The sequence below is a fragment of the Janthinobacterium aestuarii genome, assembly GCF_046113285.1.
GTDB lineage: Bacteria > Pseudomonadota > Gammaproteobacteria > Burkholderiales > Burkholderiaceae_D > Janthinobacterium.
In genome coordinates this window covers 5,149,487-5,168,220 of record NZ_CP142524.1, presented here as the reverse complement: position 1 = coordinate 5,168,220, position 18,734 = coordinate 5,149,487, and the positions used below count along the sequence as shown (strand labels likewise).

General features: G+C 65.2%; 17 protein-coding genes and 1 tRNA gene. 15 read left to right on the top strand and 3 right to left on the bottom strand.

All coding sequences use genetic code 11. The features are described 5' to 3' along the window. Positions 1-75: 75 nt before the first annotated feature. The 11 genes from OX462_RS23210 (at position 76) to OX462_RS23160 (ending at position 12,330) form a co-directional block, all read left to right on the top strand. Entirely contained in the window at positions 76-750 is a 675-nt protein-coding gene (locus tag OX462_RS23210) for a hypothetical protein (protein WP_409027166.1), read from the top strand. Between the two features lie 108 nt (positions 751-858). Continuing rightward, positions 859-2,187: an MFS transporter gene (locus tag OX462_RS23205; protein ID WP_409027165.1), complete on the top strand. Its 1,329-nt coding sequence runs from the start codon at positions 859-861 to the stop codon at positions 2,185-2,187. Positions 2,188-2,196: 9 nt separating this feature from the next. After that, positions 2,197-2,874 carry a DUF2848 domain-containing protein gene (locus tag OX462_RS23200; protein ID WP_099410314.1) on the top strand — a complete coding sequence of 226 codons (678 nt, stop codon included), beginning with the start codon at positions 2,197-2,199 and terminating at the stop codon, positions 2,872-2,874. 4 nt (positions 2,875-2,878) lie between these two features. Beyond that, complete coding sequence (locus OX462_RS23195) at positions 2,879-4,237, top strand: amidase (protein WP_409027164.1); 1,359 nt, start codon at positions 2,879-2,881, stop codon at positions 4,235-4,237. A 128-nt stretch (positions 4,238-4,365) separates the two neighbouring features. Continuing rightward, positions 4,366-5,658, top strand: a complete 1,293-nt coding sequence (locus OX462_RS23190) for a paraquat-inducible protein A (RefSeq protein ID WP_409027163.1) — start codon at positions 4,366-4,368, stop codon at positions 5,656-5,658. Continuing rightward, a complete protein-coding gene (locus tag OX462_RS23185; RefSeq protein ID WP_070219293.1) occupies positions 5,651-7,291 on the top strand; it encodes a PqiB family protein in 1,641 nt (546 codons plus the stop codon). Before OX462_RS23190 ends, OX462_RS23185 begins: the two co-directional genes overlap by 8 nt. Beyond that, positions 7,288-7,884: a PqiC family protein gene (locus OX462_RS23180; RefSeq protein WP_070219292.1), complete on the top strand. Its 597-nt coding sequence runs from the start codon at positions 7,288-7,290 to the stop codon at positions 7,882-7,884. Before OX462_RS23185 ends, OX462_RS23180 begins: the two co-directional genes overlap by 4 nt. Before the next feature lie 47 nt (positions 7,885-7,931). After that, positions 7,932-8,339, top strand: coding sequence for a DUF2946 domain-containing protein (locus tag OX462_RS23175; protein WP_409027162.1), 408 nt, complete (start codon positions 7,932-7,934; stop codon positions 8,337-8,339). 77 nt (positions 8,340-8,416) lie between these two features. After that, entirely contained in the window at positions 8,417-10,531 is a 2,115-nt protein-coding gene (locus OX462_RS23170) for a TonB-dependent receptor family protein (RefSeq protein ID WP_409027161.1), read from the top strand. A gap of 8 nt (positions 10,532-10,539) precedes the next feature. Continuing rightward, a complete protein-coding gene (locus tag OX462_RS23165) occupies positions 10,540-11,880 on the top strand; it encodes a PepSY-associated TM helix domain-containing protein (protein WP_409027160.1) in 1,341 nt (446 codons plus the stop codon). Between the two features lie 57 nt (positions 11,881-11,937). Then, on the top strand, positions 11,938-12,330 hold the full coding sequence (locus OX462_RS23160; protein ID WP_409027159.1) for a hypothetical protein: 393 nt from the start codon (positions 11,938-11,940) through the stop codon (positions 12,328-12,330). 3 nt (positions 12,331-12,333) lie between these two features. On the opposite strand, the gene OX462_RS23155 is transcribed toward OX462_RS23160, so the two are convergent. Then, positions 12,334-13,248, bottom strand: coding sequence for a LysR family transcriptional regulator (locus OX462_RS23155; protein ID WP_409027158.1), 915 nt, complete (start codon positions 13,246-13,248; stop codon positions 12,334-12,336). A 102-nt stretch (positions 13,249-13,350) separates the two neighbouring features. Between OX462_RS23155 and OX462_RS23150 the strand changes: the two genes are divergently transcribed. The 4 genes from OX462_RS23150 (at position 13,351) to OX462_RS23135 (ending at position 17,110) form a co-directional block, all read left to right on the top strand. After that, on the top strand, positions 13,351-14,460 hold the full coding sequence (locus tag OX462_RS23150; RefSeq protein WP_409027157.1) for a muconate/chloromuconate family cycloisomerase: 1,110 nt from the start codon (positions 13,351-13,353) through the stop codon (positions 14,458-14,460). A 9-nt stretch (positions 14,461-14,469) separates the two neighbouring features. After that, positions 14,470-14,760 carry a muconolactone Delta-isomerase gene (gene catC, locus OX462_RS23145; RefSeq protein WP_128140472.1) on the top strand — a complete coding sequence of 97 codons (291 nt, stop codon included), beginning with the start codon at positions 14,470-14,472 and terminating at the stop codon, positions 14,758-14,760. Positions 14,761-14,771: 11 nt separating this feature from the next. Then, complete coding sequence (gene pcaD / locus OX462_RS23140) at positions 14,772-15,575, top strand: 3-oxoadipate enol-lactonase (RefSeq protein ID WP_409027156.1); 804 nt, start codon at positions 14,772-14,774, stop codon at positions 15,573-15,575. Between the two features lie 131 nt (positions 15,576-15,706). Beyond that, a complete protein-coding gene (locus OX462_RS23135) occupies positions 15,707-17,110 on the top strand; it encodes a sodium:solute symporter family protein (protein ID WP_409027155.1) in 1,404 nt (467 codons plus the stop codon). Between the two features lie 13 nt (positions 17,111-17,123). Here the strand turns inward: OX462_RS23135 and OX462_RS23130 are convergent, their stop codons facing one another. Next, positions 17,124-18,518 (bottom strand): GntP family permease, encoded by a 1,395-nt coding sequence (locus tag OX462_RS23130; protein WP_409027154.1) that lies wholly within the window; start codon positions 18,516-18,518, stop codon positions 17,124-17,126. A 128-nt stretch (positions 18,519-18,646) separates the two neighbouring features. Continuing rightward, positions 18,647-18,723, bottom strand: a tRNA-Pro gene (locus OX462_RS23125). Between the last annotated feature and the right edge of the window lie 11 nt (positions 18,724-18,734).

Below are 18,734 nucleotides of genomic sequence, written 5' to 3'. Positions count from 1 at the left end.
ATAACCCGTTTGCCAAGTGATGGCGTGCCACCTATTCTGGGTTGGCACTCCACTTACAACGCAAACGGAACCCTCATGACGACGTCCACCACCACCTTGCCCGGCATCCTGTTCGTCTGGACCAGCGCCGACCCGGAACACGAGCTTGATTTCAACCGCTGGTATGACCGCGAACACGTGGAAGAGCGCGTGCGCATTCCCGGCTTCGTCAGCGGCACGCGCTACCAGAGCGTGCGCGGTCCGCGCAAATACCTGGGCCTGTACCGCACCGTGTCGCTGGGCGCCTTCCAGACGCCCGACTACTTCAAGGCCTTCGGCCAGCAGACGCCATGGTCGCTGACGAACTTGCAGCGCATGGTCGACCCGATGCGCCGTGTCTGTGCCATCGAGGCGGAAACGGGCATGGGCACGGGCGCCTGGCTGGCCGTGCTGCGTCTGGGCGCGCCAGCCATCGGCCAGGACGCGCAAGCGGTGGCCGGCTTGGCCACGCTGGGAACGACGCTGCTGCAGATCGACGGCGTCATTTCCACGCGCTTGCTCACGCCCGACGCCAATCTGTCCGGCCCCCTGCCGGAGGAACGGACGGAGGGCCGCGTGCTCGATCCGATCTTCCTGATCGACGCATCGTCCGAAAGTGCCGCCGTGGCGGCCGCCGATGCCGCCAGCGCGGCGCTGGGACTCGATGCGGAACAGGCTGCCATCCTGCAACTGTCCTGGCAATTGCGCGAGGTGGACCTGCGCGCTGTCTGACACGGCCGCGCGCATCTTGCCGGCACCGATAACACGAGACACGGGCCACGGCGCAGGGCAAAGCATCCTGCGCCGGGCCTGCAATAAAACTGACGAGAGAGGTAGGCTATGACCACATATACGAACGCCGCGCATCCGGCAGCCCAGGCACCGGGCGAGAAGGCCACGACGGCCAAGACGGGCCGCCTGGCCACGGCCAGCATGGTCGGCACGACCCTGGAATGGTATGACTTCACCGTCTACAACACCATGGCCGCGCTGATTTTCAACCACCTGTTCTTCCCTTCCTTCGATCCGCTGACGGGCACCATCCTGGCCTTTTCCACATATGCGGTCGGCTATATTTCGCGCCCCATCGGCGGCGTGATCTTCGGCCATCTGGGCGACAAGCTGGGACGGCGCTGGGTGCTCGTGGTAACCCTGATGCTGATGGGCGTGACGACGGGCCTGATGGGCCTCTTGCCCACGTACGCGACGGCCGGCATCTGGAGTCCCGTCCTGCTGGTGGCGCTGCGCTTCGTGCAGGGCATCGCTTTGGGCGGCGAATGGGCAGGCGCCGTGCTGATCTCCGTCGAACACGGGGCGCCGGACAAGCGGGGCCGCAACGCTTCATGGACGCAGGTGGGACCATCGTTCGGCACCTTGCTGGCGACGGGCTGCATCGGCCTGATCACCTATCTGCTGCCGCATGAAGCGTTCATGGACTGGGGCTGGCGCATGCCGTTCATCGCCAGCCTGCTGCTGGTGGCCTTCGGCATGTGGATACGCAGCGGCATCGAGGAAACCCCGCTGTTCAAGGAACTCGACCAGCAGGATGCCAAGGCGGAAGCGCCGGTCGGCGACGTGCTGCGCGTGTACTGGCGCCGTCTGCTGATCGCCGGCGGCGTGCGCATCGGCTCGGACGTGCTGTATGCGCTCGTGGTGGTGTTCACCTTGACGTATGTGACGACGGTGCTGCATCTGTCGTCGACCCTGGCGCTCACCGCCATCATGATCGGTACGGCCTGCAATGCGCTGTCGGTGCCGCTGTTTGGCGCGCTGTCGGACAAGATCGGCCGCCGCCCCGTGTATGCGCTGGGCGCAGCGCTGGGCCTCGTGTGGGCGTTTGCCTTCTTCACCTTGTTAGACACGGCCAGCCCGGCCGCCATCGTCACGGCCGTCGTCGTGGGTCTGGTCATCCACGCCATCATGTACGGCCCGCAAGCGGCCTTCGTCATCGAGCAGTTCCCCACCAAGGTGCGCTATGCGGGTTCCTCGCTGGCCTATACCCTGGCCGGCGTCATCGGCGGCGGCTTCGCACCGCTCGTCATCGCCAGCCTGTACCGTTCGTACAACAGCACCGTGGCCGTCTCGCTGTACGTGGCGGCGGCCTTGCTGATCACCGGCGCCGCCGTTTTTGCGGCGCGCGAAACGGGCCGCGGCCCATTGGAAGAATAAGGGAAAATCATGACGACATTGCATTTTCAACTGGCCGGCCACGGCCCCGTCACCTTCGACATCGATCACTTGATCATCGCCGGCTGGACGGGCCGCGACATGGCGATGGTGGAACACCATATCGCCGAACTGGAAGCCATCGGCGTGGCGCGCCCGAAAAGCGTGCCCACGTTTTACAGGGTCTCGGCGGCATTGCTATCGAGCGACGCCGCCATCGAAGTGCCGGGCGGCGATTCGTCCGGCGAAGCGGAATTCGTGCTGTTTTCCACGGAATACGGCCTGCTGGTGGGCATCGGCTCCGATCATACGGACCGCAAGGTGGAAAGCTATGGCGTGACGGTATCGAAGCAGATGTGCGGCAAGCCCGTGGGCGACACTCTGTGGCGCTATGCCGACGTAGCCGGCCACTGGGACCAGCTGCAGATGCGCTCCTGGCGCGAGCGTGCCGGCGTGCCGGCCCTGTACCAGGATGGCCCCGTGACGCGCATGCTGTCGCCGGAAGACCTGATTCAGCGCTACACGGGGCAGGCCAGCCTGCCCGTGGGCAGCGCCATGTTCTGCGGCACGCAACCGATCATCGGCGAGATGGGCCATGGCGACGCGTTTGAGCTGGAGCTGTATGATCCAGCCTTGCAGCGCCGCCTGCAGCACCGCTATGCCGTGCAAACCCTGCCCGTGGAAGGATAAGAGAATGACCGAACTGACCAAGACCATCCGCGAACTGGCGGCCGACCTGGCCGCCGGCCGCTTCACCAGCGTGGCACTGACCGAGCGGATGCTGGCGCGCGCCGAGGCGCACCGGGCGCAGGGCGGCCATGCCTATGTCAGCCTTGATGGCGAACAGGCCCTGGCCGAGGCCCGTGCCAGCGATGTGGCGCGCGCCGCCGGCATCATTGCCTCGCCGCTGGCCGGTATCCCCATTTCGATCAAGGACCTGTTCGACGTCAGGGGGCAGGTCAGCAGCGCCGCCTCGCTGGCGCTGGCCGACGCGCCGCCCGCCGTGGCCGATGCGGGCGCCGTGGCGCGCCTGCGCGCGGCCGGCGCCGTTCTGCTTGGGCGCACCAATATGAGCGAATTCGCGTTTTCCGGCCTGGGCTTGAATCCCCATTACGGCACGCCGCGCAATCCGCACGACGGCGCGCGCGTGGCCGGCGGCTCCACTTCGGGCGGCGCCGTCACCGTGGCGTTGGACATGGCGGCCGGCGCGCTGGGCACGGATACAGGCGGCTCGATCCGCATTCCCTCTGCCTTTTGCGGCCTGACGGGCTTCAAGCCGACGGCCGCTTCCGTGTCGCTGGCCGGCACGGTGCCCTTGTCGCGCTCTCTCGACTCGGCCGGCCCGATCGCCCGCAGCGTCGATTGCTGCGCCATTTTGTATGCAGCGCTGTCGGGCCATGATATCGGCGCGCAGGCGCCGACACTGAAAGGCTTGCGCTTCGGCTTTACCCTGGACTACGTCGGTACGCACGTGGCGCCGCAGGTGCAGCAGGCTTTCGATGCGGCGCTGGACAAGCTGCGGCAAGCCGGTGCCTTAGTGGAACAGTTCGACTTCCCCGAATTGCTGGCGCTGCCGGGCATCAATGGCGGCGGCGGCCTGGTGGCGGCGGAAGCCTGGCACTGGCACAGGGAGCTGCTGGAAGAGAAGGGCGCGCAGTACGACCAGCGCGTGGCGGCGCGCATCCGCCGCGGCCAGCAGCAGGGTGCAGCGGACTACATCGATTTGCTCGATGCGCGTGCGTGCCTGATCGCCATCGCGCAGCAGCGCCTGGCGCCATACGACGCCTGGCTGATGCCCAGCGTAGCCATCGTCGCGCCGCAGGTCGCGCCATTGGAATCGGATGACGCCACCTTCTTTGCCACGAACGGCCTGGTGCTTCGCAACGCCAGCGTCATCAACTTCCTCGACGGCTGCGCGCTGTCCTTGCCGTGCCATGCGGAAGGCGAGCTGCCCGTGGGGCTGGGCATTTGCGGCCTGGCCGGCGCCGACGATACGGTGCTGCAAATCGGCCGCGCCGTGGAGGCGTTGTTGCGGGGGAGTGGAAAAGAATAGTGCCGTAGTGCAGGAAAATGCCAATTCTGTCATGATGGCTGGCATTGACATGGGATAGTCGCGCTGCGGGCGCCGGCAAACTTCACACTGTGCACCGATACGACCTGATTAGCTGTCATGACTGCGGCGTGCTGTACCGCAAACGTCCGCTGCGCCCCCGCGAAAAGGCGCGCTGCATCCGTTGCCGCTCGGTGCTGTACCGCGGCGCTCACGCGCGGGGCGCATCGGCCGAATTGAGCAAGGTGGTGGCGCTCACCCTGGGCGCCGCCTTTGTCTTCCTGATCGCCCAGTTTTTCCCCATCGTCGAACTCGACGTCAATGGCCTCACTTCGAGCGCCACCTTGCTCGGCTCCATCCGCGTGCTGTGGTACGAGCAGATGCACATCGTGGCGACGATGGTCTTCCTGTTTACCATCCTCTTTCCCGCCATCGAGCTCGGTTCGCTGCTGTATGTGGCGCTGGGCCTGCGCGGCGGCGTCAAGGTGCCGGGCTTTAACCGCGTGCTGCGCGCCGTGCAGACGGCGCGCGAATGGGGCATGACGGAGGTGCTGATGATCGGCATCCTGATCACCGTTGTCAAGATGACCAGCCTGGCCACGGTGCTGCCGCAACCGGGCTTGTTCGCGTTTGGCGCGCTCACCGTGCTGCTGGCCATCGTCGTCTCGTTCGACCCCAAGGCCCTGTGGAACCTGGGCGACGACCTGACCCGGCAAGCGCTGCCCGGCATCCGCTACAAGGCTTTCGCGCCCGGAGAGAAGGTGGTGCCCTGCCATGCCTGCGGCCTGGTGGCGCCGCCCGTGGGCACGGGCAGGCACCTGGCGTGCGTGCGCTGCGGCACGGCCCTGCACGTGCGCAAACCGGACAGCATCAACCGCACCTGGGCCTTGCTGATCGCCGCCATGATCCTCTACATTCCCGCCAACCTGCTGCCCGTGATGGTCACGCAATCGCTGTTCGGCACGCAGGACGACACCATCATGAGCGGCGTGGTGCTGTTCTGGACCAGCGGCTCGAAGGGCCTGGCCATCATCATTTTCATCGCCAGCGTGGTCGTGCCCATGCTCAAGCTGGGCGTGCTGGCGCTGCTGGCGTTCACGGCGCAGCGGCGTTCGCGCTGGCGGCCGCGCCAGCGCACCATCTTGTACCGCATGGTCGAATTCATCGGCCGCTGGTCCATGCTCGACATCTTTGTCGTCACCCTGACGGTGGCGCTGGTGCGCTTCAAGTCGCTGGCCGTGATCACCGCGGGACCGGGCGCGCTGGCCTTTGGCGCCGTGGTGGTGCTGACCATGCTGGCGGCGATGCAGTTCGACCCGCGCCTGATCTGGGACCCCGTCGACGGGCAGGTGCCTGGCGAGGAAGAACCCGTGGTGGTGGCAAATACCGGAAACAATACAGTGATTGGAGAACAGCATGTCTGACAAAGAAGCGGGCGGCCTTGCCGAAACGGGTGGCCAGGGCGTCCCCCCGTTGCCGGAACCCGATGTGGAACAGGGCAGCCGCTGGCTGCCGTCGCTGGTATGGCTCATTCCGCTGCTGGCCGCGCTGATCGGCGCCGGCCTGGCCGCCAAGTCCATCCTCGACCAGGGACCCACGGTGACGGTCAGCTTCAAGAGCGCCGAAGGCCTGGAGCCGGGCAAGACCAAGGTCAAATACAAGGACGTCGACATCGGCCAGGTGCGCGCCATCACCCTGGGCGACGACTTGAGCAAGGTCCTCGTGACGATCGACATGAGCAAGGAGGCGCGCCGCTTCGCCACCGCCGATTCGCGCTTCTGGGTGGTGCGCCCGCAGATCGGCGCCAGCGGCGTGACGGGCCTGGGCACCTTGCTGTCGGGCGCCTACATCGGCGTCGACACGGGCAAGTCGGAGCAGAAGAAGGAGAGCTTTATCGGCATGGAGAGTCCGCCCGCCGTGGCGGGAGACCAGAAGGGCAAGCTGTACACCCTGCATGCGGACAGCCTCGGCTCCGTCGACGTGGGCTCGCCCCTGTTCTTCCACCGCCTGAGGGTGGGCAAGGTGGTCAGCTTCGCGCTGGACAAGGATGGCAACGGCATCACCATGTCGGTCTTCGTGAATGCGCCGTACGACCAGTTCGTCGGCAAGGATGCGCGCTGGTGGCATGCCAGCGGCGTTGACGTGCGCCTCGATTCCAACGGCTTCAAATTGAATACGCAGTCGCTGGCGGCCATGCTGGTGGGCGGCATCGCCTTCGAGGCGGAAAACGGCCGCAAGCCCGTCGAACCGGCGCCGGCCGGCACCAATTACCGCCTGGCGGCCGACGAGGCGAGCGCCATGCGCGAGCCCGATGGCGAGGCGATCACCACCGTGTTCTATTTCGACCAATCGCTGCGCGGCTTGCAGCCCGGCGCCACGGTCGATTTCCGCGGCATCGTGCTGGGCGAGGTGCGTTCGGTCGGCATCGAGTTCGACCCCGTGAAGAAGAACTTCCGCATGCCCGTCACCGTCAACCTGTACCCGGCCCGCCTGGGCATGCGCTTCAAGGCCGCCGTCGACGATGAGGAAGGCTCGGCCGGCCACCAGCTGCTCGAACGCATGGTCAGCCGCGGCTTGCGCGCGCAGCTACGCACGGGCAACCTGCTGACCAGCCAGTTGTATATCGCGCTGGACTTCTTCCCGAAAGCGCCGAAGGTGGCGCTCGATCCGAACAGGTATCCGCTGGAAGTGCCGACCGTACCGAATACCCTCGATGAATTGCAGACGCAGATCGCCAGCATCGCCCGCAAGCTCGACCAGGTACCGTATGCGGAGATCGGTAACAACCTGAACGCCACGATCAGGCAGGCCAATACCCTGTTCAAGCAGCTCGATGGCCAGGTGGTGCCGGAAATGCGCGATACCCTGACGGCGGCGAAACAGACGTTCGGCACGGCCGAACAGGTGCTGCAAAAGGATTCGCCGCTGCAGTCGGACGTGCGCCAGGCCTTGCAGCAGCTGACGCAAACCCTGCAATCGCTGAACGCGCTGTCCGATTACCTGGAACGCCACCCCGAATCCCTGATCCGCGGTAAAAAAGGAGATGAAAAAAAATGATGAAGCCGATGTTTTCCGCGCTGCTGGCGGCCAGCCTGCTGGGTGCCTGCTCCACGCCCCAGCCCGAGCATTTCTATACGCTCAGCGGCGGCGCCGACGCGCAGCCGGCCAAGCCCGTCAAATACTATGTCGAGGTGCTGGCCGTCAGCGTGCCGCAGCAGGTGAGCCGCAACCAGTTTGTCGTGACGGCGCCGTCGGGGCGCATCGAATTGCTGGAGCAGCAGCGCTGGGCGGGGCCGCTGGCCGGCGAGATCGGCCAGGCCTTGTCGACGGCCGTGACGAACGACCTGGGCGCCATCGACGTGTTCCGCACGCCGCATCCGGACAATCTGCCCGTGTACCGCATCAGCACCAACGTGCAGCGTTTCGAGTCCGTGATGGGCCAGTATGCGCTGATCGATGCCGTGTGGAGCGTGCGCCAGCTGGCCAGCGGCAAGGTGGTCACTTGCCGCACGATCGCCAATGAAAAGGTGGGCGCCGGCTATGATGAACTGGTGCTCGGTCACCGCCGCGCCGTGAATCGCATCGCCGCCGATGCGGCCAGCGTCGTGCGTGCTTTTGACAACGGCAACGCCGCCTGTCCGGCCGCCTGAGCCGCTTTCCGCTACCCAGTCCCGGCGGCCGCTGGTAAAATGCGGCCATGGGAATGACCTTTTTCACGCGCCGCTTTGCCGCCTGGATCGCCTGTTTCGCGATCCTGCTGGCGGCGCTCGCGCCATCGATTTCCCGGGCCGTCGCCAACGCCAAACAGGAATCCGGCTCCGGCTGGGCGGAAATCTGCTCGGTGGCCGGCATCCGTTTTGTGCAGCTTGATCAGGCCGATTACGGCGCCGCCGATGGCAAGTCCGGCGGCAAGGCCATGCAGATGGAGCATTGCGCCTTCTGTTCCACGCATGCGGGTTCCGTCGGCCTGCCGCCGGCCAGTCCAGTGCTGCCGCTGCTTGTGGCCAGCGGCACGGCCATCTTCCCGGCCCTGTACTACCAGTCCCCATCCCCGCTGTTCATCTGGTCCACCGCGCAGTCGCGCGCGCCGCCCGGTCTCATTTAAGTTTTTGCATTTTCAATGCTGGCGCTGTCCACCTTGCGGTGTGACGCCCCGCATCCGCACACTTAAACGAGAATCACATGAACAAGAAATTATTGATGCTGGCGGCAGCCATCGCCCTGGCCTATCCCTGCGCGCAGGCGCAGCAACTTGACCACGCCATCGACACGGTCGTCGTTTCCGGCTCGCGCGCGCAATCGTGGCTGTCCGAGACGCCGCAGGCGATCGGCGTCGTCAATGCCAAAACGCTGGAGCGCGACAAGCCCAGGACCATGGGCGATATCCTCAACCGCATCGCCGGCGTGTACTGGAATGACCTGGGCAACGAGCAGCACAGCATGAGCATCCGCCAGCCCATCGGCACGAATGCCGTCTACCAGTACCTGGAAGACGGCATACCCATCCGCCCGCTGGGCGTCTTCAACCACAACTCGCTCAACGAGATGAACATGGCGGGCGCCAGCGGCGTGGAAGTGGTGAAGGGCGCCGCCTCGTCGCTGTACGGCAGCAATGCCGTCGGCGGCGCCGTCAATTTCCTCACGGCCGGCGCCAGCGCCACGCCGACGGCAAGCGCGGGCGTGCGGCGCGACAACGTGGGCGGTTTCACCCGCTACGACACGGCCGCCAGCGATACCTGGGGGCCGCTGGGACTGCGCTTTTCCCATTACAGTTCGCGCCGTTCGCGCGACAACTGGCAAGAGTACAGCTATGGCGACAAGGATTCGTTCTCACTGCGCGCCGACTATGCGCTCGGCCCCGCGTCGCAGCTGCGCGCCACCCTCGTGCACACGGATCTCGATGCCGCCATGACGGGCAGCCTGTTCGAGAACGATTACCGCAGCAATCCCGGCAAGAGCCTGAATACGTTTACCTACCGCAAGGACAAGACCACGCGCATGAACCTGGCGTGGGAGGGCGCGACGACAGCCAATGGCACGAGCACCGTCACCGTGTTTACACGCAAGAACGACCACGGGCAGCTTCCCGCGTATTCCATCGGCAGCTGCGCGGGCATGCTGTGCAAGGGCGTCATCAACAACAACCATGTCGATTCGCTGGGGCTGGATGTGAAACACCAGCAGGAATTCGCGTGGCTGCGTTCGCGCCTGGTCGCCGGCGTGTACGTGGACAAGAGCGACAATCCCTTTGTCAGCGACAATCTCTCCATCGTGCGCGATGCGGCCACGGGCCGCTATCTGCGCTACTCCCTGGCCAATGCCAGCAACCCGCAGGGCGTGCGCGACTACCAGACGGACATCTTGAACACGGCCGTCTTCGCGCAGTGGGAATTTTCTCCGCTGGCGGGCACGCGCGTGGTGCTGGGCGGACGCTCGGACGCCATCCGCTACGACTATCATAACAATCTGGCGCCCGGCGGCAGCGTCAACTACGGCGCGCCCGACGAGTCGCGCAGCTTTTCGCACATGAGCCCGAAGCTGGGCGCCACCTACGCCATCGGCCATGCGGGCAGCGCATATGCGAACGTCAGCCAGGGCTTTACCCCGCCCGAGGTCAGCCAGCTGTATGGCAAGACGGGCATCGCCGACTTGCAGCCGTCCGTCTACAACAACTATGAACTGGGCTTGCGCTGGGCCTTTTTGCAAGGCCGCTTGAAACTCGACACGGCACTGTACCGGCTCGACGGGCGCGACACCATCGTCAGCTACACGCTTTCGCCGGGCAACAGCGAAAACCGCAATGCGGGACGCACGCGCAGCGAAGGCCTGGAGCTGGGTTTGAACTACGACAGCGGGCCGTTCGACGCGCGCTTCGCCACGGCCATCGCGCGCCACCGCTACCTGCGCTACCAGGTCTCCAGTACCCTCGATTACAGCGGCCGCATCATGCCGCAGGCGCCGCGCGACATCACCTCGTTCGAGATCGGCTACAAGCCCGTGACCGGCGCGCGTATCGCCCTCGAAGCCGTGCATCAGGGCCGCTACTGGATGAACAACGCCAACACGGTGGAGTATGGCGGCCACGCCTTGCTGAACCTGCGTGCCAGCTACCAGCTCGCGCGGGGCCTGGAAGCGTGGGCACAGGTGCGCAATGTGGCCGATAAACGCTATGCCGATTCGGCCAGCAGCAGCTATGCGGGCACGGGCAGCTATGCGCCGAACAGCCAGAACCAGTACACGCCCGGTGCGCCGCGCAGCGTGATGCTGGGCCTGGCCTATACCTATGGCGGACTGTGAGGATGGCCATGGACGACGCAACTTTTCTTGTCGCACGACGCAAAAGCCTGTACTGGCGCATCCACTTCTGGGCCGCGCTGATCGCCTCGCCATTCGCGCTGGTGGCTACCCTGACGGGCATTTTGTATGTATTCACGCCACAGATCGAGGCAAGGCTGTACCAGCACCTCGACCATGTGGCGCCGCAAGCGTCCATGCTGCCGCTGGACGCCGCCGTGGCGGCAGCGGAGCGGGTGGCCCCGCATGGCTGGACGGTGCAGCACGTGGTGCCGCCGTTTCAGCAGGACGACGCGGTGCAGGTGGCGTTCGCGCCGCCCGGCGGCGCGCCCGATGAACATGCGGGCCATGGCGGACATGCCGCACCGGTCAAGCCGAAGTTCGGCCTGCCCGCGCAAGCCGTGATCGTCTACGTGAATCCGTATGACGCGCGCGTGCTGGGCAGCCTGGCCAGCAGCGAACGTTTCGGCCACTGGGCGAAAAAGCTGCATTCGCGCTTGCTGCAAAACGATGGCTGGCGCTGGATGATCGAGCTGGCCGCCAGCTGGCTGATGGTGATGCTGGTGACGGGCGTGGTGCTGTGGTGGCCGCGCGGCGCGCAATCGGGCTTGCCGAAGCGGGGCGCGCAGGGCCGCAACGGCTGGCGCCAGTGGCATGCTTTTCTCGGCGTGGCGCTCGGCATCGTCAGTGTCGTGATCCTGACGACAGGATTGACGTGGAGCCAGCAGGCGGGCGGGCGCATCCGCACGCTGCGCGACGTCAGCGGCCAGGCGCCGCCGCCCGTGCCGCGCGGCCTGCACTCAAGCGAAGAGGGCGCTCCGCTCGACTGGCAGGATGCGTGGCAAGTGGCGCGCAGTCACGCGCCCGCCATCGCCGTGCAACTGACGGCGCCGGCCAGTCAGGACGATGTGTGGCGCGCCACCATGGCCGACCGCAGCCAGCCCACCTTGCGCTTCGACCTGCAGTTCGACGCCTACAGCGGCAAGCCCCTGTATTACGCGGGCTGGGACGCGCAGACGGCGTTCGGCAAGGCCACCGCCATCGGCATCCCGTTCCACCGCGGTGAATTCGGCTGGTGGAACCAGGCCTTGCTGCTGCTGTTCGGCGCCAGCGTGCTGTTTTCGCTGGTGTCGGGCTGGGTGATGTTCTTCAAGCGGCGCCTGCCAGGCTCGCTGGGCTTGCCCAAGCTGCTGCCGGGCGCCTGGACCTCGCCGTCCGCGCTGGCCTGGCTGGTGGCGGCCGGCATGTGCGCGCTGATGCCGCTGCTGCTCGTGTCGGGCGGCATGCTGGTGCTGCTGGAATTGGGGCTGGCAAAATGTGGGCCGCGTGTCGGCCGCATGTGGCTGCGCTAGAATAAGGGATGCGGCCAGGCTCGTTGCCAAGGGCCGCGCCTTTGTAATGGCTGAACCATGGTATTCATCGATTTTCCCGCCTTGTCCGCACTGGCCGCCGCGTCGGCCGGTGTCACGCAAAAATGCAGCTGCTGCACCGTTCCGCTCGATGCCTGGCAGCGGCTGCCCACGTCGCTGGAACTTGACCGTTTCGAGGAGGTCGGCACCCTGCGCGCAGATCCGTACGAGGAACCGACGTTTGACGAGTACCACCCGCACGGCACGCGCTACGACAGTGCCGATGCGCCCATCGCGCCGCGCTTTTATCCCGCGAACCTGAGCCAGGTGGCCCGCTGCCTGGACTGCGGCCGCCACTACCTGCGCTACAACGAGGCGGGCGGCTATTTCACGGAGCTGCGCATCCGCGCGCTGCGCCCGGCATTGCTGGCCGATGCACCGCTGTCAAATTGAGCGCTACAGGCTTTCCTTGACGTGCGCGATGCCGTGTTCATCGTAGATCGAGTACACGGCAGCGAGAAGGTTTTCCAGTTCCGGCGAGCGGTCCATATGCCGCATGCTGAATAAAATGGGCGAGAACGCATGCTTGTCGTCCAGCTTGCGGTACACGACGTTCCGGTGATGCATGGCCTGCACGCTTTCCGGCACGATGGAAATGCCCTGGCCGGCCGCCACCAGTCCCATGGAAATCTGCAGCTCGCGCACTTCCGTGACGGGACCGGGTGTGACATTGCCTTCGCTGAACATGGCTAGCACCTGGTCGGCAAAGCTGGGGCGCGGCGCTTTCGGATACACGAGCAGGGTCTCGTGGATCAGGTCTGTCAGGCGCAAGCCGCCTTCACCCTTGGCCAGCCGGTGGCCGGGCGGCAGGGCCACCACCAGCCGCTCTTCGCGCAGCAGGATGCGGCGGATGCTGGGGTCCTCGCTTTTCAAGCGTCCGAAACCCACGTCGATGCGGCCTTCCTTCAGGGCCTTCAACTGCTGCACCGTCGTCATTTCATGCAGGGTCACGTCGACCTCGGGATGGCATTCGCAAAAGCGGTGCACGATGTCGGGCAATTCCCCATACAGCGTCGAGGCGACGAAGCCGATCGACAGGGTGCGTTCCAGCTTGCCCACGCGCTGCGTCATCGCCTGCAGGTCGCGCACCTGGTCGAGCAGGGGCCGTGCATGGGCGAGGAAAAACTCGCCCGCTTCCGTCAGCCGCAAGGGCCGCGAACCTTTTTCGATCAGCGCCACGCCCAGCGTTTCTTCCAGCTGCTGCATCTGTCGGCTCAGCGGCGGCTGCGCGATATGCAGGCGCGCGGCGGCCCGCGTGAAGTTCCTTTCCTCTGCGACCGCAACGAAGTAGCGCAAGTGCCGTAATTCCATCTTCATACCTTTCAGGTATAGGTTTGATACCAACTCGGTGTTGGACGTGGGGGCATTCGGGGAATATCGTGTCACCACTCCACAGAATTATACGGAATAAATATGATTCAAAATATCGAGACCTACCTGGTCGATGTGCCAACCATTCGTCCGCACCGGATGTCCGTCGCCACCATGAATACACAGACCCTGGTGCTGGTGCGGCTGCGCTGCGCCGACGGCATCACGGGCTGGGGCGAGGCCACCACCATCGGCGGCTTGAGCTACGGCGGCGAAAGCCCGGAAAGCATCAAGACGAATATCGATACCTATATCGCACCGCTGCTGGTCGGCATGGAAGCGAGCGAAGTGGCCAAGGCCATGGCCCGTGTGCGCAAGGTCATCCAGGGCAACCGCTTCGCCAAGTGCGCGATCGAGACGGCGCTGCTCGATGCGCAGGCGCGCCGCCTGAACGTACCGCTGTCGGAATTGCTGGGCGGCCGCGTGCGCGATGCGCTGCCCGTGGCCTGGGTGCTGGCCAGTGGCGACACGGCGCGCGATATCGCCGAAGGGGAAAAAATGCTGGACCTGCGCCGCCACCGCATCTTCAAGCTGAAGATCGGCCTGCGCGACGTGATGGACGACGTGGCCCACGTGCTGGAGATCAAGCGGGCGCTGGGCGAACGGGCCAGCGTGCGGGTCGACGTCAACCAGGCCTGGAGCGAGACGGACGCCGTGCGCGGCATCGCCGCGCTGGAAGCGGGCGGCATCGACCTGATCGAACAACCGGTGAAGGCGGGCAACCGCGCCGCGCTGGCGCGCCTGAAGCAGCGCTTCGACGTGGCCATCATGGCCGATGAAGCCTTGCACGGCCCCGCCGATGCGCTGGCGCTGGCGCAGGCCGATGCGGCCGACGTGTTTGCCGTCAAAATCACCCAGTCGGGCGGCTTGCTGCCCGCGCTGGAAGTGGCCACCGTGGCGCGCCTGGCCGGCGTGGGCCTGTACGGCGGCACCATGCTCGAAGGCGGCGTCGGCACGGCCGCCACGGCCCACGTGTGCTCCACGTTTGCTGAACTGGCCTGGGGCACGGAATTGTTCGGGCCTTTGCTGCTGACGCAGGAAGTTTTGCGCGAACCGCTCGTGTACCGCGACTTCATGCTGCAGGTGCCGACGGGCCCGGGTTTGGGCGTCGAGATCGATATGGACAAGCTGCGTTCCATGCAACGCCAATAAGGAGAAACCATGTTATTCCATGTACGCATGAACGTGAACCTGCCGTTGAGCATGCCCGCCGAGCAGGCGGCGCAGCTCAAGCAAACGGAAAAGGAACTGGCGCAGCGCCTGCAGCACGAGGGCAAATGGCGCCACCTGTGGCGCATCGCCGGCCAGTACGCCAACGTCAGCGTCTTCGACGTGGACAGCGTGGACGAGCTGCATAATTTGCTCACCTCGCTGCCGCTGTTCCCCTACATGCAGATCGACGTGATGCCGCTGTGCCGCCATCCTTCGTCGGTGCGCGGCGACGATTCCTGAGGAGACATGCAATGACGCAGATAGGCAACGACACTGCCGGGAAAACGTGCGAGGTCGACGGTATCGGCCTGCACTACCGCACGGATGGCGAGCGCGGCAAGCCCTGCCTCGTCCTGTCGAATTCCCTCGGCACGGATCTGTCCATGTGGGATGCGCAGGCGGCCGCGCTGGCCGGCGACTTTTTTGTCGTGCGTTACGATACGCGCGGCCATGGCCAGTCCGCCAGCGCCGGCGCGCCGTTCGACATCGGGCGCCTGGGCCTGGACGTGGTGGCGCTGCTCGACCACCTCGATATCGCGCGTGCCGCCTTCTGCGGCATTTCCATGGGCGGCTTGATTGGCCAGTGGCTGGGCATACACGAGCCGCGGCGCTTGACGCAGCTCGTGCTGGCAAATACGGCGGCGCGCATCGGCGGCGCCGCGCCGTGGCAGCTGCGGGCGGAACAGGTGCGCCGCGACGGCATGGCCGCGGTGGCCGATGGCGCCGCCGCGCGCTGGTTCACGCCCCAGTTTATCGCGCGCGAAGCGGACACGGTGGCGCGCATGGTGGCCACCTTGCGCAGCCAGGATGCCGGTGGCTACGCGGCCTGCTGCGACGTGCTGGCCCAGACGGACTTGCACGCCGGCGTCGGCACGATCAGCGTGCCCACCCTGATCATCGCGGGCGAGCACGATCCCGTGACCACCGTCGACGACGGGCGCTGGCTGCAGCGGCAGATCGCGGGCGCCCGCCTGGCAAGCGTGCCCGCCTCGCATATCTCGAACGTCGAAGCGGCGGACTTGTTCACGGCGCAGTTGCGGACCTTTTTGTTGTGAGGCTTGCTGTACCGTATAGGTATGGCAGGAATTTGACTTTCCCCTGAGCACCGCCACCGGCTCGTCCGGCATGGGGCAGGGGAAGCTTTCTTGAAAAATAATAATAAGAAAAGCAGACTTGGAGTAGACGGATGGAAAACAGATTGATCATCATCGCTGCGATCACGGTGGGCTATTTCGCCCTCATGTCGTACATTACCTACAGCGTGCGCAAGCATGCCAACAGCGCCGAGGGCATGACGGCGGGCGGGCGCAACTATCCCGCTTATCTGATCGGCGCGCTGTTATTGTCGGAATTCATCGGCAGTTCCGTCAGCATCGGCACGGCCCAGAAGGGCTATGAACTGGGCATTTCCGCCGCCTGGAATCTGGTGGCGCTGTCGCTGGGCTTCTTGCTGCTGGCCATCGTGCTGGTCAAGAAATACAAGGAAAGCGGGCAGTCGACGATTTCCGGCATCCTGGCGCAAACGTACGGCGAACCCGTGCGCTATGCGGCGTCCATCCTCACCATCGTCGCGCTGAGCATCGTCGCCGTGGCCCTGTATGCGAGCGGCGGCGCCGTGCTGGCGGCCGTGCTGCACATCAACAAAACGGTGGCCATCTTGCTGGTCGGCGCCATCACCGTGATCTATGTCAGCCTGGGCGGCATGCGCTCGGTCGTGTACACGAACTTTGCCCACTCCATCGTCAAGTACCTGGGCGTGATCCTGGCGCTGGCGTATGCGCTGGAAGCCTCCGGCGGCATCGGTGCGCTGCAGGCGCAGCTGCCCGCCAAGATGTTCAACTGGGTCGAGATCGGCTGGGGCCAGATCATCGCCTGGATGATCGGCGGCATCGGTTCCATCTTCGCCACGCAATACGTGATCCAGGCCCTGGTCAGCACGGACAACCCTGCCGTGGCCAAGCGCGCCTGTTATTACGTGTCCTCGCTGATGATCCCGTTCGGCCTGATGGCGGCCCTGATCGGCATGTGCAGCGCCGTGCTGTATCCGGGCATGAAGTCGATCGACGCGTTTCCGACATTGATCGCCCACATGCCCGCGTTTTCCGCCAGCATCATGATCGTCGGCCTGGCCGGCGCCCTGTTCGGCGGCATTTCCGCCACCACCCTGGCATCGGCTACCCTGGCCATGAAGGATTTTTATGATCCCTGGTACAACAAGGCGAAGAATGACGCGAAATCGCTGATGTTCCTGCGCATCGCCATCGTCGTGGCCGGCCTGCTGCCGCTGGTGCTGGCGCTGTATGCGGAAAAACTGCTGATGATCGCCTTCCTCGGCAAGGCCCTGCGCGCCACCCTGGCCGTGCTGGTGCTGATGGCCTTCTATGCGCCGAAATTCGGCACGCCGCGCGGCGCCTTCGTCGGCGTGATCGTTTCCGTGATCGCCACCATCGGCTGGTTCCTGGCGGGCAATCCGTATGGCGTCGACAGTTCCTACCTGGCGCTGGCCGGCCCGCTGCTGACCATGGGCATCAGCCACCTGTTCAAGCCGGCGCACGCTGTGTCGAAGCCGGCATCGTCGTCGCGCCTGTAGTTTGCCCCGACCCTCAGACCAGTCCCGTCATGTAATAGAGGGCAATGACGAGGAACACGGCCACCGTCTTGATGACGGTGATGCCGAAAATATCGCGGTAGGACTGGCGGTGCGTGAGGCCCGTGACGGCCAGCAGGGTGATCACGGCGCCATTGTGGGGCAAGGTATCCATGCCGCCGCTGGCCATGGCCACCACGCGGTGCATGACTTCGAGCGGGATATGCGCCTGTTGCGCGGCCTGGATAAAACTGTCCGACATGGCGGCCAGCGCAATGCTCATGCCGCCCGAGGCCGAGCCCGTGATGCCGGCCAGGGTCGTGACGGAGACGGCTGCGTTGACGAGGGGATCGGGCACGCTGCGCAAGGTGTTGCTGACGGCAAGAAAGCCGGGCAGGGCGGCGATGACGCCGCCAAAGCCGTATTCGGACGCCGTATTCATGGCCGCCAGCAGGGCGCCGCCCACGGCCGCCTTGGTGCCTTCGGCAAAAGCGGCGCGGATACGCCCGAAGGCCGTTGCGCACACGAGCAAAATCCCCAGCAACAAGGCGCCTTCCACGGCCCAGATACCGGTCACGGAAGCGATCGACGTGGATACGGGCGCATGCAGGCCCGGCAGGGCCTCGGCGGTGAGCACGTAGCTGGCGCCATACCAGTGGGGAATCAGCTTGGTCAGCGCAAAGTTGGCCACGCCCACCAGTACCAGAGGTGCCACCGACAGCAGCGGATGTGGCAAGTCGCCCGCGTCGGCCGTGGCCTTTTCGGCCTCGGCCCCATACCCTTCGCCCGTCGCCATGACGGAACGGCGGCGCCATTCCAGGAAGGCCAGCCCCATGATCACCGTCAGCACGGCGCCGATGGTGCCCAGCCATGGCGCGGCCCAGCCGGTCGTGTTGAAAAAAGTGGTGGGGATGATGTTCTGGATTTGCGGCGTGCCCGGTAAGGTGTCCATGGTGAACGAGAACGCGCCCAGGGCGATGGCGCCCGGCATCAGCCGCTTGGGGATATTGCTCTGGCGGTACAGTTCCGCCGCAAACGGATACACGGCAAACACCACCACGAACAGCGACACGCCGCCATAAGTCAAGGCGGCGCACACGGCAACGATCACGGCATTCGCGCGCGCGCTGCCGATGTAGCGGATGGCGGCCATGACGATGGACTGGGAAAAGCCGGACAGCTCGATGAGTTTACCGAACACGGCACCAAGCAAAAAGACGGGGAAATACAGCTTGATAAAGCTCACCATCTTTTCCATGAAGATGCCGCTGAACACGGCCGGCACGGCGGACGGATCGGTGAGCAATACGGCACCGAGCGCGGCGACGGGCGCAAACAGGATCACGCTGTAGCCGCGGTAGGCGGCCAGCATCAGGAAGGCCAGTGCGGCCAGAACTATCAGGAAAGACATCGGTCAGGCCCTTGCGCGAGAAGTGATCAGGACATTAATGATGTAATTAATATCATATTTCTCGGCAACACACCAACGCGCAGGTCAAGGTACTGGCAGCTTAAGCCGGCACAGCAAGGGGAAACGGCTGGTCGGGGTGAGAGGATTCGAACCTCCGGCCTCTGCGTCCCGAACGCAGCGCTCTACCAGGCTGAGCCACACCCCGCTTACTGTTAT

Bases quoted from the DNA above. Each gene is read 5' to 3' on its own strand.
- OX462_RS23175 (WP_409027162.1), top strand. From the start codon at position 7,932: ATGGGAATGACCTTTTTCACGCGCCGCTTTGCCGCCTGGATCGCCTGT.
- OX462_RS23210 (WP_409027166.1), top strand. From the start codon at position 76: ATGACGACGTCCACCACCACCTTGCCCGGCATCCTGTTCGTCTGGACC.
- OX462_RS23160 (WP_409027159.1), top strand. From the start codon at position 11,938: ATGGTATTCATCGATTTTCCCGCCTTGTCCGCACTGGCCGCCGCGTCG.
- pcaD (WP_409027156.1), top strand. From the start codon at position 14,772: ATGACGCAGATAGGCAACGACACTGCCGGGAAAACGTGCGAGGTCGAC.
- OX462_RS23195 (WP_409027164.1), top strand. From the start codon at position 2,879: ATGACCGAACTGACCAAGACCATCCGCGAACTGGCGGCCGACCTGGCC.
- OX462_RS23185 (WP_070219293.1), top strand. From the start codon at position 5,651: ATGTCTGACAAAGAAGCGGGCGGCCTTGCCGAAACGGGTGGCCAGGGC.
- catC (WP_128140472.1), top strand. From the start codon at position 14,470: ATGTTATTCCATGTACGCATGAACGTGAACCTGCCGTTGAGCATGCCC.
- OX462_RS23170 (WP_409027161.1), top strand. From the start codon at position 8,417: ATGAACAAGAAATTATTGATGCTGGCGGCAGCCATCGCCCTGGCCTAT.
- OX462_RS23130 (WP_409027154.1), bottom strand. From the start codon at position 18,518: ATGTCTTTCCTGATAGTTCTGGCCGCACTGGCCTTCCTGATGCTGGCC.
- OX462_RS23135 (WP_409027155.1), top strand. From the start codon at position 15,707: ATGGAAAACAGATTGATCATCATCGCTGCGATCACGGTGGGCTATTTC.
- OX462_RS23205 (WP_409027165.1), top strand. From the start codon at position 859: ATGACCACATATACGAACGCCGCGCATCCGGCAGCCCAGGCACCGGGC.
- OX462_RS23165 (WP_409027160.1), top strand. From the start codon at position 10,540: ATGGACGACGCAACTTTTCTTGTCGCACGACGCAAAAGCCTGTACTGG.
- OX462_RS23180 (WP_070219292.1), top strand. From the start codon at position 7,288: ATGATGAAGCCGATGTTTTCCGCGCTGCTGGCGGCCAGCCTGCTGGGT.
- OX462_RS23155 (WP_409027158.1), bottom strand. From the start codon at position 13,248: ATGGAATTACGGCACTTGCGCTACTTCGTTGCGGTCGCAGAGGAAAGG.
- OX462_RS23200 (WP_099410314.1), top strand. From the start codon at position 2,197: ATGACGACATTGCATTTTCAACTGGCCGGCCACGGCCCCGTCACCTTC.
- OX462_RS23150 (WP_409027157.1), top strand. From the start codon at position 13,351: ATGATTCAAAATATCGAGACCTACCTGGTCGATGTGCCAACCATTCGT.